This is a genomic window from Pseudoalteromonas sp. AS71, from assembly GCF_038900275.1.
GTDB lineage: Bacteria > Pseudomonadota > Gammaproteobacteria > Enterobacterales > Alteromonadaceae > Pseudoalteromonas.
In genome coordinates, this window is sequence record NZ_JBBMQZ010000039.1 from 1 (window position 1) to 25,382 (window position 25,382).

General features: G+C 42.2%; 19 protein-coding genes, 1 tRNA gene and 1 pseudogene. 15 read left to right on the plus strand and 6 right to left on the minus strand.

Features of this window, described 5'->3' with window-relative positions; genetic code table 11:
- The first annotated feature begins 62 nt into the window (after positions 1-62).
- The gene (locus WNY98_RS19980; protein ID WP_342878755.1) at positions 63-1,250 is read left to right on the plus strand and encodes a P-loop NTPase fold protein; all 1,188 of its coding nucleotides are present in this window, start codon (positions 63-65) and stop codon (positions 1,248-1,250) included.
- 72 nt (positions 1,251-1,322) lie between these two features.
- On the opposite strand, the gene cysQ is transcribed toward WNY98_RS19980, so the two are convergent.
- The 6 genes from cysQ to cysG are packed head-to-tail and all read right to left on the minus strand — an operon-like array spanning position 1,323 to position 8,285.
- Complete coding sequence (gene cysQ / locus WNY98_RS19985) at positions 1,323-2,093, minus strand: 3'(2'),5'-bisphosphate nucleotidase CysQ (protein ID WP_342878756.1); 771 nt, start codon at positions 2,091-2,093, stop codon at positions 1,323-1,325.
- A 9-nt stretch (positions 2,094-2,102) separates the two neighbouring features.
- Positions 2,103-2,696: an adenylyl-sulfate kinase gene (gene cysC / locus WNY98_RS19990; protein WP_342878757.1), complete on the minus strand. Its 594-nt coding sequence runs from the start codon at positions 2,694-2,696 to the stop codon at positions 2,103-2,105.
- A gap of 32 nt (positions 2,697-2,728) precedes the next feature.
- A complete protein-coding gene (locus tag WNY98_RS19995; RefSeq protein ID WP_342878758.1) occupies positions 2,729-4,453 on the minus strand; it encodes an SLC13 family permease in 1,725 nt (574 codons plus the stop codon).
- A gap of 31 nt (positions 4,454-4,484) precedes the next feature.
- The gene (gene cysN, locus WNY98_RS20000) at positions 4,485-5,909 is read right to left on the minus strand and encodes a sulfate adenylyltransferase subunit CysN (RefSeq protein WP_342878759.1); all 1,425 of its coding nucleotides are present in this window, start codon (positions 5,907-5,909) and stop codon (positions 4,485-4,487) included.
- The gene (cysD, locus tag WNY98_RS20005; RefSeq protein WP_008133447.1) at positions 5,909-6,808 is read right to left on the minus strand and encodes a sulfate adenylyltransferase subunit CysD; all 900 of its coding nucleotides are present in this window, start codon (positions 6,806-6,808) and stop codon (positions 5,909-5,911) included. The genes cysN and cysD overlap by 1 nt, the downstream gene beginning before the upstream one ends.
- Positions 6,809-6,857: 49 nt before the next feature.
- Complete coding sequence (gene cysG, locus WNY98_RS20010; RefSeq protein ID WP_197185963.1) at positions 6,858-8,285, minus strand: siroheme synthase CysG; 1,428 nt, start codon at positions 8,283-8,285, stop codon at positions 6,858-6,860.
- Between the two features lie 450 nt (positions 8,286-8,735).
- On the opposite strand from cysG, the gene deoC reads away from it, so the two are divergent.
- The 14 genes and pseudogenes from deoC to WNY98_RS20080 all read left to right on the plus strand — a co-directional run.
- Complete coding sequence (deoC, locus tag WNY98_RS20015) at positions 8,736-9,479, plus strand: deoxyribose-phosphate aldolase (protein WP_342878760.1); 744 nt, start codon at positions 8,736-8,738, stop codon at positions 9,477-9,479.
- 148 nt (positions 9,480-9,627) lie between these two features.
- Positions 9,628-9,704 (plus strand) — tRNA-Trp (locus tag WNY98_RS20020).
- A gap of 132 nt (positions 9,705-9,836) precedes the next feature.
- Positions 9,837-10,214, plus strand: a complete 378-nt coding sequence (gene secE, locus WNY98_RS20025) for a preprotein translocase subunit SecE (RefSeq protein WP_002958877.1) — start codon at positions 9,837-9,839, stop codon at positions 10,212-10,214.
- Between the two features lie 4 nt (positions 10,215-10,218).
- Positions 10,219-10,782 carry a transcription termination/antitermination protein NusG gene (nusG, locus tag WNY98_RS20030; RefSeq protein ID WP_024600085.1) on the plus strand — a complete coding sequence of 188 codons (564 nt, stop codon included), beginning with the start codon at positions 10,219-10,221 and terminating at the stop codon, positions 10,780-10,782.
- A gap of 213 nt (positions 10,783-10,995) precedes the next feature.
- Positions 10,996-11,424 (plus strand): 50S ribosomal protein L11, encoded by a 429-nt coding sequence (gene rplK, locus WNY98_RS20035; protein ID WP_002958879.1) that lies wholly within the window; start codon positions 10,996-10,998, stop codon positions 11,422-11,424.
- 3 nt (positions 11,425-11,427) lie between these two features.
- Positions 11,428-12,132, plus strand: a complete 705-nt coding sequence (rplA, locus tag WNY98_RS20040; RefSeq protein WP_024600086.1) for a 50S ribosomal protein L1 — start codon at positions 11,428-11,430, stop codon at positions 12,130-12,132.
- Positions 12,133-12,453: 321 nt separating this feature from the next.
- Positions 12,454-12,948, plus strand: coding sequence for a 50S ribosomal protein L10 (rplJ, locus tag WNY98_RS20045; RefSeq protein ID WP_002958881.1), 495 nt, complete (start codon positions 12,454-12,456; stop codon positions 12,946-12,948).
- 76 nt (positions 12,949-13,024) lie between these two features.
- On the plus strand, positions 13,025-13,387 hold the full coding sequence (rplL, locus tag WNY98_RS20050; protein WP_002958882.1) for a 50S ribosomal protein L7/L12: 363 nt from the start codon (positions 13,025-13,027) through the stop codon (positions 13,385-13,387).
- A 271-nt stretch (positions 13,388-13,658) separates the two neighbouring features.
- Positions 13,659-17,684: a DNA-directed RNA polymerase subunit beta gene (rpoB, locus tag WNY98_RS20055; RefSeq protein WP_024600087.1), complete on the plus strand. Its 4,026-nt coding sequence runs from the start codon at positions 13,659-13,661 to the stop codon at positions 17,682-17,684.
- 104 nt (positions 17,685-17,788) lie between these two features.
- Positions 17,789-21,964, plus strand: coding sequence for a DNA-directed RNA polymerase subunit beta' (gene rpoC / locus WNY98_RS20060; protein ID WP_024600088.1), 4,176 nt, complete (start codon positions 17,789-17,791; stop codon positions 21,962-21,964).
- 194 nt (positions 21,965-22,158) lie between these two features.
- The gene (gene rpsL, locus WNY98_RS20065; RefSeq protein ID WP_002958885.1) at positions 22,159-22,533 is read left to right on the plus strand and encodes a 30S ribosomal protein S12; all 375 of its coding nucleotides are present in this window, start codon (positions 22,159-22,161) and stop codon (positions 22,531-22,533) included.
- A 97-nt stretch (positions 22,534-22,630) separates the two neighbouring features.
- The gene (gene rpsG, locus WNY98_RS20070) at positions 22,631-23,101 is read left to right on the plus strand and encodes a 30S ribosomal protein S7 (protein WP_010555004.1); all 471 of its coding nucleotides are present in this window, start codon (positions 22,631-22,633) and stop codon (positions 23,099-23,101) included.
- A 27-nt stretch (positions 23,102-23,128) separates the two neighbouring features.
- Positions 23,129-25,243, plus strand: a complete 2,115-nt coding sequence (gene fusA / locus WNY98_RS20075) for an elongation factor G (protein WP_024600089.1) — start codon at positions 23,129-23,131, stop codon at positions 25,241-25,243.
- 62 nt (positions 25,244-25,305) lie between these two features.
- A pseudogene (locus WNY98_RS20080) lies at positions 25,306-25,382 on the plus strand (elongation factor Tu); the annotation flags it as partial.

A 25,382-nucleotide genomic window follows, 5' to 3' on the forward strand; every position in this document is an offset into this window, starting at 1 on the left:
GGTTTAGCGCCAAATGAATCTGAGATTAGATACAAGGATTCTAAAACTGTGGCCAAATTTTATTGACCACTACATGGGAAACTGATTTCGTTAATGATCCACTGCAAGCATTTCTGGGCGAGGTTAATAAAAAAATAGAGTCTCTTGTTGAGGGAGATAAAGAGAAAAGCAAAGCATGGGTTAATGCAAAGAGTGCAGGTGCACAAATTTTAAAAAAAGGTTTACCCGTGTTAGTAAAGCTTGCTACTGCTGGAATAATTGACGCTGAAAAAATAATTGAAGCTGAAGCAGCCAAATTCACGGAGGGATTATCTAAAGATTTTTTGGATGATTATACAAAGAGTAAAGAGGCTATTACTTCTTTTAAAGAGAATGTATCAAAAGCTTTAAAAAATGAAGATGGAGCTACAAGCCAATTATTTATTATTATTGATGAATTGGATCGGTGCAGACCTACTTATGCAATTGAGTTACTAGAGAGAATAAAACATCTTTTAGATATTGAAGGTCTTGTATTTGTAATTGCAATGGACAAACTTCAATTGTCTCATAGCGTTAAAGGGGTCTATGGTGCAGGGTTTGAAGCAATGGGTTATCTTAGGCGGTTTATTGATATTGAGTATATTTTGCCTGAGAGTGATTTAGACGCATTTATTGGACAGCTTTATAAAATATTTGAGTTTGATATTTTCTTTCAAAGAAGAACTCAATACCAATCATTTAGATACGAAAAAGATCACTTAAAGAATACCTTTAAATTATTGGCGAAAGCTAAAAAACTGTCTTTAAGGGAAGTAGAGCAGTTATTTGCGAAAGTAAATTTAGTAGTTAAATCTACAGCGGAAGATGTATATCTTTACCCTGACTTGTTAGCATTCTTGATTGTTGCTAAAGAGTACTATTACGAAAGTTATAGTGGGTATATTAATGGAGGAGATACACCAGAAAAGCTGATTCAAGTTCTTCATTCAATAACCCCTAGTTTGAAATCAATAGATTCTAGAGCGTGCGCAGTAATTGAAAGTTCTTTAATTGGTGCAAAAAACGACAGATACCACGGTAATATTGGAGACGCACTAAAGCACCATGAGGATATGATTTCTGATGAAAGTGCTAGTACAGAAGAACAAGGCTATTCGAATGATGTAATACAATTAACAAAAAGTTTTGAAGGGTTTCGTAATTCAATTAATTTAGAGAGCTTAAAGCAGAGGATAGAAATGCTAGAAAGCTTCAAATTTAATAGTTAAAATAAATTACTACTGTAGTTAAGCTATCACTTATCTTGCTGACAACTGATAGCTAACCACTCAAAACTGGGCTTACTCTTCTATCGCACTCACAATAAAATACGGATTTAAGTATTCATCTTTGGTGTTATAAATAAGCGGGCTGCCATCAAGCTTAGTGACTTTAGCGCCAGCTATTTCGGCGATTGCATGGCCTGCGCCCGTATCCCATTCGCAAGTTGGACCTAAGCGCGGGTAAATATCGGCGCTGCCCTCAGCGACTAAACACAGCTTTAGTGAGCTGCCTTTAGACACCATTTCAACCTCGTCAAAGCGTTTCACAAACTCGGCTAAATCGGGTGTTGGGTGCGAGCGGCTGCCTACAACGCGAATTAACCCTTTGTTAGGTTTGGTGGTAACTTTAAGCTCGATTCGCTCATCGCCTTTATCTTTAAATGCGCCAATGGCTTCGGCGGCTAAGTACGATACGCCAAGGGCGGGTGCATCTACTACGGCTAAAATAGGAATGCCGTTTTTAATTAGAGCGATGTTTACGGTAAATTCACCGTTCTTTTTAATAAATTCTTTAGTGCCGTCGATTGGATCTACTAACCAGTAGCTTTTCCATGTTTGGCGTACATCCCAGCTTATGTCGGCGTTTTCTTCACTGAGTATTGGAATGTCGGGTGTGAGCTGTTGAAGCCCTGCCACAATCAGTTTGTGAGCTGCTAAATCGGCGTCGGTTACGGGGCTTTCATCGGCTTTGTACTCAACGTTAAAATCCTTTTCGTAAATTCCCATTATCGCTTGGCCTGCTTTACGGGCAAGGATGAGGGTTTCTTCTAGCAGTTCGGTTTGATTCATGGGGTTAACCTATATTATGTGCTTTTGTTTTAGATACGTTATCAGTTGTGTAACCGATTGGTCTAGGGTGTTTTTACTTGTATCTAAAATTATTTCTGGATTGTTTGGCACTTCGTAGCTTGAATCGATACCAGTGAAGTGTTTTATCTCCCCTGCGCGGGCTTTTTTGTATAAGCCTTTTGGATCGCGGCTTTCGCATACATCCAGTGGGGTATCGATAAAGACTTCAATAAATTCGCCTTCGTCTACTAGGCTGCGCACCATGTCGCGTTCTGCTCTAAAAGGCGATATAAACGCAGTAAGCACTAACAAGCCAGCGTCGGTCATTAGTTTTGCGGTTTCGCCTACGCGGCGTATGTTTTCAATGCGGTCTTCGTCGCTAAAGCCTAGGTCTTTACATAAACCGTGGCGTACGTTGTCGCCATCAAGCAGGTAAGTGTGCGTACCTTGTTGGTTAAGCGCCGCTTCTAGTGCGTTTGCTACAGTACTTTTGCCAGAGCCTGAAAAGCCGGTAAACCATAAAATAGCGGGCTTATGTTTTTTTTGCTCACTACGCTGTGCTTTTGTAGTTGCGTAGTGATGCCAAACTATATTTTCATCCATAGTGAGAGTCTCTTATGCTGTGAGCGCTAGTATTAAAATGGAAATACCAACGGGATCAAGGTTAATACCGTGATTGAATAAATAATAGAAAGGGGTAAGCCCATTACTATGTAATCTTTTAAGCGATAGTTACCCGCGCTATAAACCATTAGATTAGTTTGATACCCAAATGGCGATATAAAGCTGGCTGATGCGCCAAAGGCAACCGCCATAATAAACGGTAGCGGGTCTACATTAAAACCAACCGCGAGCGAGTAAGCAACAGGGAACGACAATGCAGCTGCTGCGTTATTAGTTATAAGCTCGGTAAATAATACGGTCATTAAAAATATGGCAATAAATGCGCCGTACGGGCCAAAGTCGCCAAGTACCATAAATAGGGCGCTGGATATTTGCCCGGCAAGTCCGGTGCCTATCATTAACTTGGCAAGGCCAATGGCGCTACCTACTACCACTAATAACTCGAGTGGAAAACGGCGTTTTACTTCGTTAAGTTTTATGGTGCCGCTTAGCATTAAGCCAATCAGTAATACTAATAAGCCTTTAACCAGCGGCACTATACCAATAATGCTTAAACCCAGTACTGCGGCAAAGCACAGTAGCACAATATTTGATTGCTTAGGTGCAAGGTGGGCTTGTAAGTCAAACCCTGAAATATACACAAATTCGCGCTTTAAATTAGGCAAGGTGTAAAAGTTTTTGCCAGGGGCGAGTATTAGTGAGTCGCCAGCTTGTAATTGCACTTGCCCAAGGCCGCCTTGTAAGCGGTCGTGCCCACGGCGAATGGCAATAACGGCTGCATGAAACTGCTCTCTAAAGCGGGCTTCTTTTACGGTTTTGCCAATAAATTTTGAAGACTGACTTACAACTACTTCTACTAAGTGTTCTATGTCTTTTTGATGATTCTCGTGTACTACTTTTAAGCCGTCGAAACGGGTAAGTAATGGCACCGATTTTATGTCACCTACAAAAAGTAGCACGTCATCTTTTTGAATGATTTGCTGCGGGGTGACTGCGCAAATGCGGCTGCCATCGCGAATGATTTCAGCAAGGAATAAGTCTTTTAAATCACGCAGGCCGTTTTCTTCAACGGTTTGACCTATTAATTTTGAGTTTGCTTGTACTTTGCCTTCTAGGTAAAAAGGCACGACTTCTTGGTCGCTTTTACCGTTGTCGGGTAAGTATTTAAGCATTACTAAAATGGTAATTAGGCCTACGCTTAGCGCGCCTAAACCCACTAAGGTAAAGTCAAAAAAGCCTAGCGGTTCCATGCCCGCATCAACTGCAAAGCCATTGACGATTAAGTTGGTTGATGTACCAATAAGCGTAATGGTGCCGCCTAAAATAGCGGTATACGACAGCGGTAATAATAGCTTTGAAGGGGAGTGATTAGGGTTGTCTTTTATCGCGGTAATAAGCGATGCAACAACGGCGGTATTGTTAGTAAACGACGATAAAAAGGCGGTTGATAACCCCAATTTTGTTACCGATTTTACTAAACTACCTTTAGATAGCGATTGCGCTAACTTTTGAATTAGGGTGGTTTTTTCTATTGCGGTCGACACTAACACCAATAGTACTAAGGTGATAAGCGACGGGTTAGCATAATTAACCAACATGCTTTCAAGATCGATTAGCCCTGCTAAGTAGCTGGTGCCAATGGCGCTTACAAATAACCATGCTGGATTAATACGGGTGCCAAAAAGGCACCCGACTAAGGTAAGCATAATGCCTGTTAAAACGAGCTGTTCTACCATGCTTTTAAATTCCTAACAGGCTAAAGTCAACTTATAACTTAGAAATATCAATCGCTTGCCAATGCGGAAAGTGCTTGCGTACTAAGGTGTTAAATTCAACTTCAAATTCGCTAAAGTTACTTTGCTGTGCTTGGCTTTGCAGTACTTGTTCAATCATGCCCGCAGCAACCGTTAGGTTTGATAAGCGATCGATTAGGATAAACGAGCCTGTTTCGTGATTGCTGTGGTACTCGTCTGCCAAAATAGTTTCGGTTAGTTCAAGTGTCACAATCGCAATTTCGTTTAACTGTAGTGAATCGGCAGTGCCGTGTTCAAGCGTGTTTACATCAATCGTGTAATCAATTTTTGTAACAATAGCTGAGGTGTTTTTGCTGCCTAGTTTTAGGTTATAGCTTTTACCTAATACTAATGGCGACTCATGCATCCACACAATTTTAGCTTGCAGCTGGTTAGTAACAACGGCCGTTGAATTTGCAGGTACTATTACATCCCCTCGGCTAATATCAATTTCGTTATTTAGGGTAACGGTAATTGCTTGGTCTGCTTCGGCGCTATCTAGGTTGCCATCAAAGGTAACAATTTCTTTAATGCTTGATGTTTTACCCGACGGTAATACTTTTATTGCATCACCTACGTGTATCTTGCCTGATGTAAGTGTGCCCTGAAAACCACGGAAGTTTAAATTAGGACGCACTACATATTGCACCGGTAGGCGCGCTTCAAAGCCTGTATCTGTTTCGGCTGCTGGCGAATCTTCTAGTAATTCAAGTAGCGGCTTGTCGGTGTAATACGGTGTATGAGCAGAGCGAGTTACTACGTTGTCGCCTTTAAGCGCCGACATAGGCACAAACTTAATGTTTGATACGTTAAGTTGCTCAGCAAATTTAAGGTAATCGGCCTTAATTTTTTCATACACGGTTTCGTCAAAATCAACGATATCCATTTTATTAACGGCAACAACAAACTGCTTAATGCCAAGCGAGTCACAAATAAAGCTGTGGCGCTTCGTTTGTACTTGTACGCCGTAACGCGCATCAACCAAAATAATGGCGACATCGCTTGTTGATGCACCCGTTACCATGTTGCGCGTGTATTGCTCGTGCCCAGGTGTGTCGGCAATAATAAATTTACGCTTAGCCGTTGAAAAGTAACGGTACGCTACGTCAATGGTAATGCCTTGCTCGCGCTCAGCTTGTAGGCCATCAACTAATAATGCAAGGTCAAGATCTTCACCTGCATTACCTACTTTTTCGTTATCTTTATGAAGGGCTGCTAGCTGATCTTCATAAATTTGGTGGCTGTCGTGCAGTAGGCGGCCAATCAGTGTTGATTTACCGTCATCTACGCTGCCACAAGTAAGCATGCGTAATAAGCTTTTATCTTGTTGACGTGTTAGGTAGGCGTCTATGCCTATTTCTTTTACTTCGTTAAATGTATCGTTATTTTGGCTAGACATTAAAAATACCCCTCACGTTTTTTCTTCTCCATTGAGCCGGCTGAATCATGGTCAATAACACGACCTTCACGTTCAGATGACGTAGATAGCAGCATTTCTTCGATGATTTCGGTTAAAGTACTGGCTGTTGATTCAACTGCACCGGTAAGTGGGTAGCAGCCTAATGTACGAAAACGTACAGATTTCATTTGCGGTACTTCACCTTCGTTAAGTGGCATACGCTCATCGTCAACCATTATTAGGGTGCCGTCGCGATCAACAACAGGGCGCTCTTTTGCGAGGTAAAGCGGTACCATGTCGATGTTTTCTTGGTAAATGTATTGCCAAATATCAAGCTCAGTCCAGTTAGACAACGGGAAAACACGAATGCTTTCGCCCGGATTAACTTGGCTGTTATAAGTATTCCAAAGCTCAGGACGTTGGTTTTTAGGGTCCCAACGGTGGTGTTTGTCGCGGAACGAGTAAACACGTTCTTTTGCGCGTGACTTTTCTTCGTCGCGGCGTGCGCCACCAAATGCAGCATCAAAACCATATTTGTTAAGTGCCTGCTTTAAGCCTTGGGTTTTCATTATATCGGTATGTTTACCCGAGCCATGCGTAAACGGGCCTACACCCATTTCAATGCCTTCTGGATTTTTGTGTACCAGTAGGTCAAAACCGTATTCTTTAGCTATACGGTCGCGAAACTCAATCATTTCACGAAACTTCCAATTGGTGTCTACGTGTAATAACGGGAACGGAATTTTTGCAGGGTAAAATGCTTTACGCGCTAAGTGCAAAAGTACCGACGAATCTTTACCAATAGAGTAAAGCATTACTGGGTTCTCAAACTCAGCGGCGACTTCGCGCATGATTTTGATACTTTCAGCTTCAAGTTGCTGAAGGTGAGTTAAAGCCATTGTTAGTCGTCCTACTAAAATGATTAAAAGTTACAAATTTAAAATTCGGTTATGTATTTGATACATCTGTTAGCGGCTGTGCAAAGCTGCTTGTTTGTTCGTTTTTCCCAAACCACGCTAGTTGCGAGTGCAGGGCGGCTACTTCACCAATAATGAGTAGCGCAGGCGATATAATGCTGTTGCGTTCAATTAAGTCGGCAAGTTCGCCTAATTGGCCTGTTACTACACGCTGATTTTTACGTGTACCGTTTTCGATAATGGCAACAGGTGTGTCGGCTTTACGGCCATGTTTTAAAAGCTCGCTTTGTATGTGCGGCGATTTAATTACGCCCATGTAAATAGCAAGCGTTTGATTTGCTTTTGCCAGTGATTGCCAATCAAGTTCTTGACCGTCTTTTTTACAGTGACCCGTTACAAATTGAATGGCTTGTGCATGGTCACGATGCGTTAGCGGAATACCCGCATACGCACTACAACCTGCAGCGGCTGTAATACCCGGTACAATTTGATAATTTACGTTGTTAGCAGCCAGTACTTGTACTTCTTCGCCACCACGGCCATAAATAAACGGATCGCCACCTTTAATGCGGCACACTTTTTTGCCTTGTTTAGCAAGGTCGACCAGCATTTGGTTGGTGTCGTCTTGAACAACACTATGATCGCCTAAACGTTTGCCTACACAAATAAGGTCAGCATCGCGGCGCACTAATTCCATAATTTCGTCAGAGACTAAAAAGTCGTATACAACCACATCTGCTTGTTGCATAAGTTGCAGTGCTTTAAGTGTTAAAAGCTCTGGATCGCCAGGGCCTGCACCTACTACATATACTTCGCCTTCAGGTTCTGCTTTAGCATCTAGCATTTGCTCTAGTTGCTGCTGTGCGGCTTGAGTGTCACCGGTTTGTACTTTACTCACGACAGATGAGTCGAACACGCCTTCCCAAAATTGGCGGCGGTCTGAAAAATGTTTAAAGCGTTTTTTTACTTTGTCTCTAAAGCCGCCTACAAGTGTTGCAAGTGGCCCAATATGATGCGGAATAAGGGTTTCGAGTTTTTCGCGTAAGCGACGTGCAAGTACCGGCGCTGTGCCCGCACTTGATATAGCAATCGTAATTGGGTCGCGGTCAACAATGGATGGGAATATAAACGTACACTTAGGTTGGTCATCAACCACATTCACAAATACATTTCGTGCGTTTGCCAGCTCAAATACATTGTTGTTTACGTCATCACGGTCAGTGGCTGCTATAACTAGCATTTTGCCATCAAGATGTGATTCCTCAAAATAAGCATCAATAAGCGTTACTTCATTATTATGTGCATGCTCTTTTAGCTCGTCGCAAAACCAAGGTGCTACTAAAGTAACGCTCGCTCTCGCTTTTAAAAACGCGCGACATTTGCGTAATGCGACCTCTCCACCGCCAACAACCAATACTGGTTTGTTGTCGAGTTTGGTAAAGATAGGTAAATACTGCACGTTAATAAGACCCCTAAACAAATTCAAATATAAGAAAACGCTTTATTCTGATAAGCAGAATATAGCGGCTATCAATAAGTAAAAAATAATTAAAACCAAGTTGATATAACCAAAAGTTATAATAGGTGGGCTTTTTAGGCCTAAGAGTTAGTTAACAAGGGATTGCGCCGAGTTACAAGTAAAATATACAGCTTATAGTGTTTGGTTATGAGCTATAGCGAGTTTGGTTTAATTTGTTAATATGGAAGCATATTCTATTTTGTACTTATACCAATTGCATTAAATTAGTGATCTATTATAGCGACAAGAAAATAGCTCAATAACAAGGCTAAAATTATGATACATAGTTGTTCTATATAAATAATTTTTAACGTAGTTAGTGAGTTATTTAATACGCTAAAATGATTATGTTTTTAATAAAATTGGTATTACATAAGTAACGGAGCTCTAATGACACAACACCAAAAAGATGCCGCATTAGCAGTCGCACTGATGGATTTAACAAGCTTAAACACTAGCGATACCACCAAAAGCATTCAAGCGCTTGTTGATAGTATAAACCCGATGCTGGGCACACCTGCCGCTGTATGTGTTTATAGCGACTTTGTTGATGATGCAAAAATAGCACTCGCAGCACGTGAGCTTAACCACGTAAAAGTTGCAACGGTCACTAACTTTCCAACGGGTGATGCGCCACTGAGTGATGTAATTAACGAAACACTTATTGCTATAGAGCGCGGCGCTGACGAAATTGATCTTGTTATTCCTTATAAAAAGTTAATAGCGGGCGATGTTCAAACAGTACTTAGCTATGTAAGCGAAAGTAAAAAAGTGTGTGGGTCGCGCGCCCAGCTAAAAGTAATAATAGAAAGCGGCGAGCTAAAAACCGAAGCGCTCATAACACAAGCCACGAAGCTTGCAATTGAAGGCGGTGCTGATTTTGTAAAAACCAGTACGGGTAAAGTAGCCATTAATGCGACCCTTGAATCAACAAAAATTATGCTAACAGCCATTAAGAACTCGGATAAACGTGTTGGCTTTAAAGCTGCCGGTGGTGTTAAAACAGTGGCTGATGCTAGTGATTATTTAACGCTTACGCGCGTAATAATGGGGGATGATTATTTACAAGCAAATACATTCAGATTTGGTGCTTCAAGCTTACTGAATGATGTTTATAAAAACTTAAAGAAATAATCAATATTCTAGGATTGTACGTTTATATAAGCGATTAAATTATTAGCAGTTTAAACAATAATGTAATTAATTAATTAGATTTTCCAATGTGGGTATCTTTTAGGCTTGTGTAAATGCTTTGCGTAAGTATAATAGGCATCCACTTTGCAGGGGCGTAGTTCCAATTGGTAGAACAGCGGTCTCCAAAACCGATGGTTGGGAGTTCGAATCTCTCCGCCCCTGCCAGTTTTACTTGTGGTTTGAGTAGTCTGAGATTAAAAACCGGTTTAAATTAAGTCTGTTTTTAAGTTTAGATTTTAATGGATTAACCCTGCCGTAGTGCAGGGTTGTTGTGTCTGTAGTTAAGGTAATAATATTATGAGCACGAATGTAGAAACACCATCAAGTGCGATGGAGTCAGTAAAGTGGTTAGTAGCAATCGCGCTACTTGCAGGCGCAGTTGTTGGTAATCACATGTATGCAGATCAATCTGTACTACTACGTGCTATCGGCGTTGTTGTTGCAATAGCGGCCGGATTAGCAATTGCCTCGCAAACATTTAAGGGACGTAACTTTCTTGCTTTCGCTAAAGAAGCTCGAATTGAAGTACGCAAAGTTATTTGGCCAACGCGCCAAGAAACTACCCACACGACATTAATTGTAATGGTTGCAACAGTGATTATGGCACTTATCCTTTGGGGATTAGATGGCATTTTATTCCGCGCTGTAGGCTTTTTAACTGGATTGGAGATCTGATCCCATGTCGGATGAGAACGAGAACAAAGAAATTAAGTTACGTTGGTATGTAGTACAAGCCTTTTCTGGTTACGAAAAGCGTGTAGCTCAAACGTTAACTGAACACATTAAAATCGAAGGTCTTGAATCGAGCTTTGGTGAGATATTAGTACCAACTGAGGAAGTTGTTGAGATGCGCGCTGGCCAAAAGCGTAAATCTGAGCGTAAATTCTTTCCAGGTTATGTATTAGTACAAATGGATATGAACGACGCAAGCTGGCACTTAGTGAACAGCACTGAACGTGTAATGGGCTTTATTGGTGGAACGTCTGATCGTCCTGCTCCAATCAGTCCTAAAGAAGCAGAACGCATTCTTAATCGCCTTCAAGAAAATGCTGAAGCACCTAAACCTGCTACATTATTTGAACCAGGTGAAGTTGTTCGCGTTACTGATGGACCATTTGCAGATTTCAGTGGTGTAGTTGAAGAAGTTGACTACGAAAAGAGCCGCGTAAAAGTATCTGTACTTATTTTTGGTCGTTCTACGCCAGTTGAGCTTGAATTCGGTCAAGTTGAGCAAGATAAGTAATTGATTAAAAAAGCTTCGCTAATTTTTATTTAAATTTTGGCATGAAGCTTGAAAAAGGCCGCTGATTAACTTATAATCAGCGGCCTTTTTGTATTAAGGTAAAATTTATTTTTACTGTGCAAAAAGTACGAAACCAATTTTTAAACTGGGAAGCCGTTAGAGTACGCGTCCTCGCGCGCACAAGGCTGAGACCCACCAAATGAGGTATTTATAATGGCTAAAAAAGTTGAAGCTCTAATCAAGCTACAAGTTGCCGCTGGTATGGCTAATCCTAGTCCTCCAGTAGGTCCTGCACTAGGTCAACACGGTGTAAACATCATGGAATTCTGTAAAGCGTTTAACGCACGTACAGAGTCTATCGAAAAAGGCGCTCCAGTTCCTGTAGTGATCTCTGTTTACGGTGACCGTTCATTTACGTTCGACATGAAAACGCCACCTGCTGCTTACTTACTTAAGAAAGCTGCTGGTATCAAGTCAGGCTCAGGCCGTCCTAACACTGATAAAGTAGGCACAGTAACTCGTGCTCAACTTGAAGAAATTGTTGAGACAAAACGAACTGACCTTACAGCTGCCGATATGGACGCAGCGGTTCGCACTATCGCAGGTTCTGCGCGTGCGATGGGCTTGAACGTAGAGGACTAAGAAATGGCTAAATTAACTAAACGTATGCGTACTATCCGCGAAAAAGTGGAAGTAACAAAAGATTACGAAATCAATGAAGCAGTTGCTCTTTTAAAAGAGTTAGCGACAGCTAAATTCGTAGAAAGTGTTGACGTTGCCGTTAACCTTGGTATCGATGCTCGTAAATCTGATCAAAACGTTCGTGGTGCTACTGTACTACCTAACGGTACTGGTCGTGACGTTCGTGTTGCTGTATTCACACAAGGCGCTAATGCAGAAGCTGCAAAAGAAGCCGGTGCTGAATTAGTAGGTATGGAAGATCTTGCTGAGCTAGTTAAAAAAGGCGAGATGAACTTTGACGTTGTTGTTGCATCACCAGACGCTATGCGTGTTGTTGGTCAACTAGGTCAAATCTTAGGCCCACGTGGTCTAATGCCAAACCCTAAAACTGGTACTGTAACGCCTAACGTTGCAGAAGCAGTTAAAAATGCTAAAGCAGGTCAAGTACGTTACCGTAATGACAAAAATGGCATCATCCATACTACTATTGGTAAGGTTGATTTCACTGCTGAGCAATTACAACAAAACCTTGAGTCACTAATTGTTGCACTTAAGAAGGCTAAGCCTTCTCAAGCTAAAGGTGTTTACTTGAAGAAAGTAACTATCTCTACAACAATGGGCGCAGGCGTTTCTGTTGACCAAAACACTTTAAGCACTGTTGTAGCTTAATTAGTGTTTACATGGCGTGAAATTTGTACTATAATTTTGCGCCATTTTGTTGATTAATTTATTAATTGGCAAAGTAAAGAATTCGGGTTGAAGTCCATAATTTCGCTAAGCCTTTGGCAAAGCGATAAATTGGGCTTCCGTCCAAGACCGTAGGTGGCTTAGGCCTTAATATTCACCTACGTAGACGGTGTAGACCCCAGATAGATTTTTCCTAATCCTTCTGGCTCTCGCCGTAAAAAGCATCTCTACCTTGTTTGGTAGGGAAGAGTAGAACAGGGGAATCCGATAATCGGTATCCCCATTAAACCAGGAGTAACACCCATGGCTTTAAATCTTCAAGGCAAAAAAGCAATAGTTGCTGAAGTCAACGAAGCAGCCAATGGTGCTCTATCTGCAGTTGTTGCAGATTCTCGTGGTGTAACAGTTGGCGCAATCACTGCCCTTCGTAAAGAAGCTCGTGCAAATGGTGTTTGGATGAAAGTTGTCCGTAACACTTTAGCAAAACGTGCTCTTGAAGGAACAGATTTTGAGTGTCTTTCTGATTCATTTGTTGGTCCAAGCTTAATCGCTTTCTCATCAGAGCACCCAGGTGCTGCTGCGCGTATCTTTTCAGATTTCGCGAAAAAGAATGAGAAATTCGAGCTTAAAACGGCCGCTTTTGAAGGAAATGTTGTTGATGCAGCAATGCTTGCTACATTACCTACATACGACGAAGCTGTTGCACGCTTAATGAGTGCTATGAAAGAAGCGTCTGCTGGCAAATTGTGTAAAACAATTGAAGCAGTACGTGTACAGAAAGAAGAGCAAGCTGCTTAATTTTAAGCTGTTTAATCTCACTTTCGGTGTAAAATTTATTTGGACGTAATGTCCGTTAATTATTAGGAAATTTGTAATGTCTGTATCTAAAGACCAAATCCTTGACGCAATTGCTGAAATGTCAGTAATGGACGTTGTTGCTCTTATCGAAGCAATGGAAGAAAAATTCGGCGTAACTGCTGCAGCTGCAATGGTAGCTGGTCCAGCTGCTGAAGCTGCTGAAGAGAAAACAGAATTTGACGTAATCCTTACTGGCGCTGGCGCTAACAAGGTTTCTGCAATCAAAGCTGTTCGTAGCGCAACTGGCCTTGGCCTTAAAGAAGCGAAAGCTCTTGTTGAAGCTGCTCCTACACCTGTTAAAGAAGGTGTATCTAAAGAAGAAGCTGAAGCACTTGCAAAAGATCTTACTGAAGCTGGTGCTGAAGTTGAGGTTAAGTAATTTAGCTTTTGCTAAGTTCGCTGCCTGAGAAATCAGGCAAGGGCTGGTGATTATTTAATCACCGGCCTTTTTGCGCTATAGAGTGATGTACTCTTTTAGTTCAAATAAAATCTGATTTTTTCTTTACTTTCAACGCTTTATAGTTTGCTAGTGTTAAAGTGAGATCTAATTAGAACAACAGTTAAATGTTGTAAAATCTTGGCATAGCTGCCAGTTAAGTCTGTTCTTACAAGAACAGGTCGGGTCAAAGATCAGCAAGCTGAGGAACCCCATGGCTTACTCTTATTCTGAAAAGAAACGTATCCGTAAGGATTTTGGTAAACGTCCACAAGTTTTGGATATACCTTTTTTACTGTCTACACAGTTAGAATCGTTTAAAAAATTCTTAGTGCCGGACGCTGATGGCGATCATGGTTTGGAAGCTGCCTTCCGTTCTGTGTTCCCTATTAAAAGCTACTCGGGAAATTCTGAGCTTCAATACGTAAGTTATCGTATTGGTGAGCCAGTTTTCGATGTAAAAGAATGTCAAATTCGCGGTGTGACTTATTCTGCTCCACTTCGCGTGAAACTGCGTCTTGTTGTTATGGACAAAGAAGCACCAGGCACAGTTAAAGACATTAAAGAGCAAGAAGTTTACATGGGCGAAATTCCGCTCATGACAGATACCGGTACTTTTGTAATCAATGGTACAGAGCGTGTTATCGTTTCTCAGCTACACCGTAGCCCTGGTGTATTCTTTGATAACGACCGCGGTAAAACCCATTCATCGGGTAAAGTATTATATAACGCACGCGTTATACCTTACCGTGGTTCATGGTTAGACTTCGAATTTGATGCAAAAGATAACTTATATGTACGTATTGACCGCCGTCGTAAATTACCGGCGTCTATCATCCTACGTGCACTAGAGTATTCTAGCGAACAAATCCTAGATATGTTCTTCGATAACACTACGTTTGAAGTAACGAACGGTAAAGTTCTTATGGAACTTGTGCCTTCGCGTTTACGTGGTGAAACTGCCGCTTTTGATATCAAGAGCGAAGACGGTGAAGTATTTGTTGAAAGCGGTCGTCGTGTTACGGCTCGCCACATCAAGAGCATCGAGAAGAAAGGCATTAAGCAATTAGAAGTACCACATGAGTACATCATTGGCCGTATTGTAGCTAAAAACTATGTTGATGAGTCAACTGGTGAAGTTATTGCAAATGCAAATGACGAGCTAACTCTAGAGCTAATGGCTGAATTGGTTAAAGCCGGTTACACTAAAATTGATACGTTATATATCAATGAAGTGGACAGCGGTGCTTACATGTCAAATACTTTGAACATTGACTCTGCAAGCAGCCGTTTAGAAGCACTAGTAGAAATTTATCGCATGATGCGCCCAGGCGAGCCACCGACGAAAGACGCGGCTGAAGCCTTATTCCAGAACTTGTTCTTCTCTGAAGAACGTTATGACTTATCTACTGTAGGTCGTATGAAGTTCAATAGCCGTGTTGGTTACGATACAGACACAGGCCCTGGCACATTAAGCAAAGAAGACATCGTGTCTGTTATGAAAGTATTAATTGCTATTCGTAACGGTCAAGGCGATGTTGATGATATCGACCACTTAGGCAACCGTCGTATACGTAGTGTTGGCGAAATGGCTGAGAACCAATTCCGTGTTGGTCTAGTACGTGTTGAACGTGCTGTACGTGAGCGTTTAAGCTTAGGTGACCTTGACGCGATAATGCCACAAGATCTTATTAACGCTAAGCCAATTTCGGCAGCAGTTAAAGAGTTCTTCGGCTCGTCTCAGTTATCACAGTTTATGGACCAAAATAACCCACTATCAGAAGTTACGCATAAACGTCGTATCTCTGCATTAGGTCCGGGCGGTCTAACTCGTGAACGCGCAGGCTTTGAAGTACGTGACGTTCACGTAACTCACTATGGTCGCGTATGTCCAATCGAGACTCCTGAGGGTCCAAACATCGGTCTAATTAACTCGTTGTCTACGTACGCACGTACAAATGACTACGGTTTCTTAGAAACACCTTACCGCAAAGTGGTAGACGGTGTTGTAACTGATGAAGTTGATTATTTATCAGCCATTGAAGAAGGTCAGTTTGTTATCGCACAGGCGAACTCAAACTTAACTGAAACCAATGAGTTTGTTGATGAACTTATCCCATGTCGTCACAAAGGTGAATCTACCTTTATGGGTCGCATGGACCAGCAGTATATGGATGTATCACCACAACAGGTGATCTCTGTAGCGGCAGCACTTATCCCGTTCCTAGAACACGATGATGCTAACCGTGCATTGATGGGTTCAAACATGCAACGTCAAGCAGTACCAACATTGAAAGCGGATAAGCCGTTAGTAGGTACTGGTATTGAGTTAACACTAGCGAAAGATTCTGGTGTAACTATCGTTGCTAAACGTGGTGGTGAAGTAATGTATGCTGACGCAAGTCGCATCGTTGTAAATGTACATGAAGAAGAACGCATTCCTGGTGAAGCGGGCATCGACATCTACAACTTAACCAAATATACACGTTCAAACCAAAATACATGTATTAACCAAAAACCAACTTGTATGGTTGGCGAACCGGTTACTCGTGGTGACGTGTTAGCAGATGGTCCTTCGACTGACTTAGGTGACTTAGCCCTTGGTCAAAACCTTCGCGTGGCATTCATGCCATGGAACGGTTACAACTTCGAAGATTCAATCTTGTTATCAGAGCGCGTAGTTGAAGAAGATCGTCTAACGACTATCCATATTCAAGAACTACAGTGTGTTGCCCGTGATACTAAATTAGGTCCAGAAGAGATCACTGCAGATATCCCGAATGTGGGTGAGTCTGCGCTAGGCAAGCTTGATGAATCAGGCGTTGTATATATTGGTGCTGAAGTTAAAGGCGGCGATATCCTAGTAGGTAAAGTGACTCCTAAAGGCGAGACACAGCTTACACCTGAAGAGAAGCTACTGCGTGCTATCTTCGGCGAAAAAGCGTCTGACGTTAAAGACAGCTCTTTACGTGTACCAAATTCTGTAACTGGTACCGTAATTGACGTGCAAGTTTTCACCCGTGATGGTGTTGAGAAAGATAAACGCGCGTTAGAAGTTGAAGACATGCAGCTTCGCGAAGCGAAGAAAGACTTCAACGAAGAGTTCCGTATTTTAGAAGCAGGCGTTTTAGACCGTGCACGTAAGCTACTTATAGCTGCTGGTTTTGATGAAGATAAACTTGCATCTCTAAATGCTGAAAAAGTACTTACGCAAAGCCTTGCTGAAGAAGACAAGCAAGCTGAGCTTGAGCAACTAGCTGCACAGTACGATGAACTTAAAGCTGAATACGATAAGAAGTTTGAAAACAAACGTCGTAAAATTACCCAAGGTGATGACCTAGCACCAGGCGTACTTAAGATTGTTAAAGTATACCTAGCTGTTAAACGTCGTATCCAACCGGGTGATAAAATGGCGGGTCGTCACGGTAACAAAGGTGTTATCTCGACTATCGTACCAGTAGAAGATATGCCTTACGATGACAAAGGTCGTACGGTAGATATCGTATTGAATCCACTAGGTGTACCATCGCGTATGAACATCGGTCAGATCCTTGAAACACATATGGGTCTTGCTGCACGTGGTATCGGTGAACGTATTGAAGAGATGATGAAAGAACAACGTGAGCTTCATGAGCTACGTGAATTCATCAAGCAAGCTTACGAAATTGGTGAATCTCGCCAAGTTGTAGACATTGCTAGCTTCACTGATGACGAAATTCGTCGTCTAGCTGAAAACTTAAAAGGTGGTTTACCAATAGCTACTCCTGCATTTGATGGCGCGAAAGAAAACGAAATCAAAGACATGCTTGAGCTTGCGGGCTATCCTCGTAGTGGTCAGGTTACACTTTATGATGGCCGTACTGGTGATCAGTTTGAACGTCAAGTAACTGTTGGTTACATGTACATGCTTAAACTTAACCACTTGGTTGACGATAAGATGCATGCACGTTCTACTGGTTCTTACAGCCTTGTTACTCAGCAGCCGCTGGGTGGTAAAGCACAGTTCGGTGGCCAGCGTTTTGGTGAGATGGAAGTATGGGCACTTGAAGCTTACGGTGCTGCTTACACTCTACAAGAAATGCTAACAGTGAAATCGGATGACGTGAACGGTCGTACTAAGATGTATAAAAACATCGTTGATGGTAACCATAAAATGGAACCAGGTATGCCAGAATCGTTCAACGTATTGTTGAAAGAAATCCGCTCACTGGGTATCAACATCGAGTTGGAAGAAAATTAAGCCAATTAGATGCTGCAGTTAACGCTGCAGCATCTGTTACGGCTGAATAGAATGTAGGGACGAGACTATCCGTCCTCAAGATTAACTCCGACAGGAGAGCTAAGGTGAAAGACTTACTTAAGTTTCTGAAGCAACAAAATAAGACCGAAGAATTCGATGCAATTCGCATTGGTCTTGCTTCACCAGACATGGTTCGTTCATGGTCATACGGTGAAGTAAAGAAACCTGAGACTATTAACTACCGTACTTTCAAGCCTGAGCGCGATGGCTTATTCTGTGCCCGTATTTTCGGCCCAGTGAAAGATTATGAGTGTTTATGTGGTAAATATAAACGCCTTAAACACCGTGGTGTGATCTGTGAAAAGTGTGGCGTTGAAGTAACACTCACTAAAGTGCGACGCGATCGTATGGGTCATATCGACCTTGCGAGCCCAGTTGCACATATATGGTTTTTAAAATCATTACCGTCACGTATTGGCTTAATGCTAGATATGACGCTTCGTGATATTGAACGTGTTCTTTACTTCGAATCATTCGTAGTAACTGAGCCTGGTATGACAACGCTTGAGCGTGGTCAGCTATTAGGTGAAGAAGAATACTTAGATTCACTAGAAGAGCATGGTGATGAGTTTGAAGCGAAGATGGGTGCTGAAGCAGTTTTAGACTTGCTTCGTGAACTCGATCTTGCTCAATTAATTGCTGAGATGCGTGAAGAGTTACCAACAATTAACTCTGAAACTAAGCGTAAAAAAATCACTAAACGTCTTAAGTTAATGGAATCGTTCCACCAATCAGGTAATAACCCTGAGTGGATGATCATGACAGTACTTCCAGTATTGCCACCAGATCTACGCCCATTAGTACCATTAGACGGTGGTCGTTTTGCGACATCTGATCTAAATGACCTTTACCGTCGTGTTATTAACCGTAATAACCGTCTTAAGCGTCTACTAGATTTAGCAGCACCAGACATTATTGTACGCAACGAAAAACGTATGTTACAAGAAGCGGTAGATGCGCTACTTGATAACGGTCGTCGTGGTCGTGCAATTACAGGTTCTAACAAGCGTCCTCTTAAATCTCTTGCTGATATGATCAAGGGTAAGCAAGGTCGTTTCCGTCAGAACTTACTTGGTAAGCGTGTAGATTATTCAGGCCGTTCTGTAATCACAGTTGGTCCTACACTTAAGCTTCACCAATGTGGTCTTCCTAAGAAAATGGCACTAGAGCTATTTAAACCTTTTATCTATGGCAAATTAGAGCGTCGCGGCATGGCTACGACAATCAAAGCAGCTAAGAAGATGGTTGAACGTGAAGTTCCGGAAGTATGGGATGTACTTGACGAAGTAATTCGTGAACATCCAGTATTACTTAACCGTGCACCAACACTTCACCGTTTGGGTATCCAAGCGTTTGAGCCTGTGCTTATCGAAGGTAAAGCGATTCATTTGCATCCATTAGTATGTGCGGCTTACAACGCAGATTTCGATGGTGACCAAATGGCGGTACACGTACCGTTAACAATCGAAGCGCAGCTTGAAGCTCGTGCATTGATGATGTCAACAAACAACATTCTATCTCCTGCGAATGGTGAGCCAATCATCGTTCCTTCACAGGATGTTGTATTGGGTCTTTATTACATGACTCGTGACCGCATTAACGCTAAAGGCGAAGGCGCGATATTTAAAGATCCAAAAGAAGCAGAAAAAGCATACCGTAGTGGCAATGCAGACCTTCACGCTATTGTGAAAGTACGTATTAGCCAATCAGTTAAAAACGAAGACGGCGTAGTAGAAGATACTATCACTGTTATCGATACAACTGTTGGTCGTGCAATTTTGTCTCTAATTTTACCTAAAGGCATGCCGTTTGCGTCAATCAACCAGCCGCTAGGTAAAAAGCAGATTTCTGGCTTATTGAATGAGTGTTACCGTCGTCTAGGTCTTAAAGATACAGTTATCTTTGCTGACCAAGTTATGTACACCGGTTTCCATTACGCAATGAAGTCAGGTGTTTCTATCGGTATTGATGACTTAGTTATCCCACCGGTTAAAGCACAGATAATTGAATCAGCTGAAGCTGAAGTTACTGAAATCAACCAACAATTCCAATCAGGTCTTGTAACGGCTGGTGAAAAGTACAATAAAGTTATCGATATCTGGTCACGTGTAAACGAAAACTTATCACGTGAAATGATGTCTAACTTGTCAAAAGACACAGTTATTAATGCTAAAGGTGAAGAAGTAGAGCAACCGTCATTTAACTCAGTGTTTATGATGGCCGACTCAGGTGCTCGTGGTAGTGCTGCACAGATTCGTCAGTTGGCGGGTATGCGTGGTCTAATGGCTCGTCCAGATGGTTCAATCATCGAGACGCCAATCACAGCTAACTTCCGTGAAGGTCTAAACGTACTTCAGTACTTCATCTCAACGCATGGTGCTCGTAAAGGTCTTGCCGATACAGCACTTAAAACAGCTAACTCGGGTTACCTAACGCGTCGTCTAGTAGACGTTGCACAAGATTTGGTAATCAATGAAGATGACTGTGGCACAGAAGATGGCTTAACAATGAAACCGCTTATTGAAGGTGGTGATGTTGTAGAAGCACTTCGTGAACGTGTTCTAGGTCGTGTTGTTGCTGAAGATATTGTAATTCCAGGTACTAATACAGTACTTGTTGAACGTAATATCATGCTTGATGAAAAACTGTGTGATCTTTTAGAAGAGCACTCAGTGGATGAAGTTCGCGTACGTTCTGTTATCACATGTGATAACGACTTTGGTGTATGTGCTAAGTGTTATGGTCGTGACCTTGCACGTGGTCATATCATTAACGCGGGTGAATCAGTCGGTGTTATCGCGGCGCAGTCAATCGGTGAGCCGGGTACACAGCTTACGATGCGTACATTCCACATCGGTGGTGCAGCATCAAGAGCGTCAGCAGAAAACAACGTACAAGTTAAAACTAACGGTACATTAAAACTGCACAACGCTAAATATGTATTAAATACAGATGGTAAGATTGTTATTACCTCACGTTCTACTGAGATCACTATCATTGATAGCTATGGTCGTGAAAAAGAGCGTTATAAAGTACCTTACGGTGCGGTATTAACAGTGCAAGATAATGCTGAAGTTCAAGGTAACGACATCGTTGCTACTTGGGACCCGCATAGTCACCCAATCGTTCTTGAGCATAAATCAAAAGTATCGTTTAGCGATATCGATGATTCAAATACAGAAACGCAGACTGATGAACTAACCGGTTTAACCCGTATAGTTGTTAAAGATCTTGCTAAAGTAAATACGAAAGAACCAAAGCTTATCATTGAAAATGAAGAGCGCGGTCTGCAAGAAACACGTCTTCCTTCATTCACGACGATTGAAGTTATTGACGGCGTTACAGCAAACCCAGGTGACGTGTTAGCACGTATTCCGCAAGAAGGTTCGAAAACTCGTGATATCACGGGTGGTCTACCACGCGTAGCCGACTTATTTGAAGCTCGTAAGCCAAAAGAACCAGCTATATTAGCTGAAGTAACTGGTACTATTAGCTTCGGTAAAGAGACCAAAGGTAAGAAGCGTTTAGTTATTACTCCAGCAGAAGGCGATCATTACGAAGAAATGATTCCTAAGTGGCGTCAACTTAACGTGTTTGAAGGTGAGCAAGTGTCTAAAGGTGAAGTTATCGCCGATGGTCCTGAATCGCCGCATGACATCTTACGCCTACGTGGTGTGACTCATGTTGCTAACTACATCGTTAACGAAGTGCAAGAGGTTTACCGTTTGCAAGGCGTTAAGATCAATGACAAGCACATTGAAACAATTATCCGTCAGATGATTCGTAAATGTACCATCATACACGGTGGTGATACTGACTTCTTAGCCGGTGAACAAATCGAAGTGGCGCGCGTTAATATCGCAAACCGTGACCTTGAAAAACAAGGTAAGATACCAGCTAAGTTTGAAATCCAGTTAATGGGTATCACAAAAGCATCACTAGCAACAGAATCTTTCATCTCTGCAGCGTCTTTCCAAGAGACAACACGTGTTCTTACAGATGCGGCAGTGAATGGTAAGAGCGATGAGCTTCGCGGTCTGAAAGAAAACGTAATTGTGGGTCGTTTGATCCCAGCCGGTACCGGTTTTGCGTATCATCAAGAACGTATGGCTCGCCGTAAACAAAGCAAAGTAGTAGTAGAAGAGCAAACAGTAAGTGCAGAAGAGGCAACTCAAGCACTTACAGACGCTCTAAATGCTGATTTGTCTGGAAATCAATAAACTGTTCTTAATCAATAGATTAAGTGATCGTGAGGCAGTTATATGCTGTCTTACGGTTAGTTTAGGTTGACAGGTTAAACTTTGCTCATTAAAATTCCGCCACCCATTTACTTGTGTGCTCAATGCAGGCTCGTAAATAAAGGGCGGATTTTTTATTTTTTTCAGTAGTAATTTTAATTTCAGGAGCTATTTAAATGGCAACTATTAACCAGCTAGTGCGTAAGCCACGCCGTAGCAAGGTTACGAAAAGTAACTCAGCTGCACTAAAAGCGTGTCCGCAAAAGCGCGGTGTATGTACTCGCGTATATACAACTACACCTAAGAAACCTAACTCGGCGTTACGTAAAGTAGCACGTGTACGTTTAACTAACGGTTTCGAAGTAACTTCATACATTGGCGGTGAAGGTCATAACCTTCAAGAGCATAGTGTAATCCTAATCCGTGGTGGTCGTGTTAAAGATTTACCAGGTGTGCGTTTTCACACTGTTCGTGGTGCACTTGACTGTGCAGGCGTTAGCGATCGTCGTCAAGCTCGTTCTAAATACGGTGCAAAACGCCCTAAAGGCTAATTGTTTTCCGTTAGTAAGGCCAAGCACTAAATATTTATAATTATTGTTTTGGGTGATTGACTCGAAAGAGCAAACCTGAATAAACCGGAGATACAAAATGCCTAGAAGACGCGTAATCGGTCAACGTAAAATTCTTCCAGATCCTAAGTTCGGATCGGAACTTCTTGCTAAATTCGTTAACATCGTGATGTTAGACGGCAAGAAATCTACTGCTGAAAAAATTGTTTATGGTGCGCTAGACGTGGCTGCTGAGAAATCAGGCAAGTCGCACCTAGAAATCTTTGAAACTGCACTTGATAACATTCGCCCACAGGTAGAAGTTAAATCTCGCCGTGTTGGTGGTTCAACTTATCAAGTACCAGTTGAAGTACGTCCAGTTCGTCGTAACGCATTAGGTATGCGTTGGTTAGTAGACGCTGCACGTAAGCGTGGCGAAAAATCTATGGGCTTACGTTTAGCTCAAGAAATCGTTGACGCTTCTGATAATAAAGGCACTGCGGTTAAGAAACGTGAAGACGTTCACCGTATGGCTGAAGCGAATAAAGCATTCGCTCATTACCGTTGGTAATCTGTCTTTAACCTTTAAGAGGATCATATGGCACGTACAACTCCACTTGAGCGCTATCGTAATATAGGTATTGTTGCTCACGTAGATGCAGGCAAAACCACCACAACAGAACGTGTTCTGTTCTACACAGGTCTTTCTCATAAGATCGGTGAAGTACATGATGGCGCTGCAACTATGGATTGGATGGAGCAGGAACAAGAGCGTGGTATCACAATCACTTCTGCTGCAACAACGTGTTTTTGGAAAGGGATGGACGCTCAATTTGACGCTCATCGTATCAATATTATTGATACTCCAGGACACGTAGATTTCACTATCGAAGTAGAGCGTTCTTTACGTGTACTTGATGGTGCGGTAGTTGTTCTTTGTGCTTCATCTGGTGTACAGCCGCAAACTGAAACAGTTTGGCGTCAAGCGAACAAATACGAAGTTCCGAGAATGATCTTCGTAAATAAAATGGATCGCACGGGCGCTGACTTCTTAGCTGTGGTTAGCCAGGTGAAATCTCGTCTTGGAGCAACGCCTGTTCCAATTCAGTTGCCTGTAGGCGCTGAGGACGACTTTAAAGGTGTTATTGACCTTATAAAAATGAAAGTGATTAACTGGAACGAAGCGGACCAGGGTATGACTTTCTCTTATGAGGCAATACCGGCAGAACTTCTGGAATTAGCTGAAGAATGGCGCTCTCATTTAGTTGAAAGCGCTGCTGAAGCAACAGAAGAACTAATGGATAAATACTTAGAAGGTGAAGAGTTAAGTGAAGCAGAAATTAAAAATGCTTTACGCCAACGAACATTAGCTAATGAGATTGTTCCAGTTACTTGTGGTAGCGCATTTAAAAACAAAGGTGTTCAAGCTGTGCTTGATGGCGTTGTTGAGTATATGCCGTCACCAGAGCAAGTGAAACAAATCCAAGGTATTCTAGAAAATGGTACTGAGGAAGAACGTCCAGCTAATGATAAAGCGCCGTTTGCTGCACTCGCTTTTAAGATTGCAACAGACCCGTTTGTTGGGACCTTGACCTTTTTCCGTGTTTACTCTGGTACTGTTAAACAGGGTGACACGGTATATAATCCAGTAAAAAGTAAGCGTGAGCGACTTGGCCGTATCGTACAGATGCATTCAAACTCTCGTGAAGAGATCAAAGAAGTTTTCGCAGGCGACATCGCGGCAGCTATTGGTCTTAAAGACGTAACAACAGGTGAAACACTGTGTGATCCGAATTCTATTATTACGCTTGAGCGTATGGAATTCCCTGAACCAGTAATCTCTATTGCGGTTGAGCCTCGCACTATAGCTGACCAAGATAAGATGGGTATCGCGCTAGGTAAACTAGCTGCTGAAGACCCTTCTTTTCGCGTACAAACTGACGAAGAATCAGGCCAGGTTATAATCTCTGGCATGGGTGAGCTTCACCTAGATATCATCGTCGACCGTATGAAACGTGAATTCAGTGTTGAATGTAACGTTGGTAAGCCGCAGGTCTCATACCGAGAAGCTATTCGTTCAACTGTTAAGGTTGAAGGGAAGTTTATACGTCAGTCAGGTGGTCGTGGTCAATATGGTCACGTTTGGCTTAAACTTGAACCGATGGACATTACGGATGATGAGTCACCAATCTACGAGTTCGTTAACGAAACCGTAGGTGGTTCTGTTCCTAAAGAGTTCGTTCCTGCGGTAGACAAAGGTATCCAAGAGCAAATGTCTCAAGGTGTACTTGCAGGCTACCCATTACTTGGCGTTAAAGCGACTTTATATGATGGTTCATTCCATGATGTAGATTCGAATGAAATGGCATTTAAAATAGCAGGTTCACTGGCAATGAGAGATGGGGCGCGTAAAGCTGACCCTGTACTTTTAGAGCCAGTAATGAAGGTTGAAGTACTCACTCCTGATTCAAATATGGGTGATGTAGTTGGCGACTTAAACCGTCGCCGCGGCATAATCGAAGGCATGGAAGATGCATTAGGTGGACTTAAGCAAATTAATGCGCAAGTTCCTCTTTCTGAAATGTTTGGTTATGCGACTGCTTTACGATCTGCAACACAGGGCCGTGCCTCATACTCTATGGAGTTTGTGAAGTACGCTGAAGCATCTAAAAATGTTGCAGATACAATAATTTCAGCTCGCGCTGTTATATAATTTTAGCTTGTCTGGCTCAATAGTGAGTCAGGCTTTAATTTCTTTATTAGGAATTTTTTAAGATGGCAAAAGAAAAGTTTGAACGCGTAAAACCGCACGTAAACGTTGGTACAATCGGCCACGTTGACCACGGTAAAAC

Bases quoted from the DNA above. Each gene is read 5' to 3' on its own strand.
- rplA (WP_024600086.1), top strand. From the start codon at position 11,428: ATGGCTAAATTAACTAAACGTATGCGTACTATCCGCGAAAAAGTGGAA.
- rplK (WP_002958879.1), top strand. From the start codon at position 10,996: ATGGCTAAAAAAGTTGAAGCTCTAATCAAGCTACAAGTTGCCGCTGGT.
- WNY98_RS19995 (WP_342878758.1), bottom strand. From the start codon at position 4,453: ATGGTAGAACAGCTCGTTTTAACAGGCATTATGCTTACCTTAGTCGGG.
- cysC (WP_342878757.1), bottom strand. From the start codon at position 2,696: ATGGATGAAAATATAGTTTGGCATCACTACGCAACTACAAAAGCACAG.
- fusA (WP_024600089.1), top strand. From the start codon at position 23,129: ATGGCACGTACAACTCCACTTGAGCGCTATCGTAATATAGGTATTGTT.
- rplJ (WP_002958881.1), top strand. From the start codon at position 12,454: ATGGCTTTAAATCTTCAAGGCAAAAAAGCAATAGTTGCTGAAGTCAAC.
- deoC (WP_342878760.1), top strand. From the start codon at position 8,736: ATGACACAACACCAAAAAGATGCCGCATTAGCAGTCGCACTGATGGAT.
- secE (WP_002958877.1), top strand. From the start codon at position 9,837: ATGAGCACGAATGTAGAAACACCATCAAGTGCGATGGAGTCAGTAAAG.
- cysD (WP_008133447.1), bottom strand. From the start codon at position 6,808: ATGGCTTTAACTCACCTTCAGCAACTTGAAGCTGAAAGTATCAAAATC.
- cysN (WP_342878759.1), bottom strand. From the start codon at position 5,909: ATGTCTAGCCAAAATAACGATACATTTAACGAAGTAAAAGAAATAGGC.
- rplL (WP_002958882.1), top strand. From the start codon at position 13,025: ATGTCTGTATCTAAAGACCAAATCCTTGACGCAATTGCTGAAATGTCA.
- nusG (WP_024600085.1), top strand. From the start codon at position 10,219: ATGTCGGATGAGAACGAGAACAAAGAAATTAAGTTACGTTGGTATGTA.
- cysQ (WP_342878756.1), bottom strand. From the start codon at position 2,093: ATGAATCAAACCGAACTGCTAGAAGAAACCCTCATCCTTGCCCGTAAA.
- rpsG (WP_010555004.1), top strand. From the start codon at position 22,631: ATGCCTAGAAGACGCGTAATCGGTCAACGTAAAATTCTTCCAGATCCT.
- rpsL (WP_002958885.1), top strand. From the start codon at position 22,159: ATGGCAACTATTAACCAGCTAGTGCGTAAGCCACGCCGTAGCAAGGTT.
- rpoB (WP_024600087.1), top strand. From the start codon at position 13,659: ATGGCTTACTCTTATTCTGAAAAGAAACGTATCCGTAAGGATTTTGGT.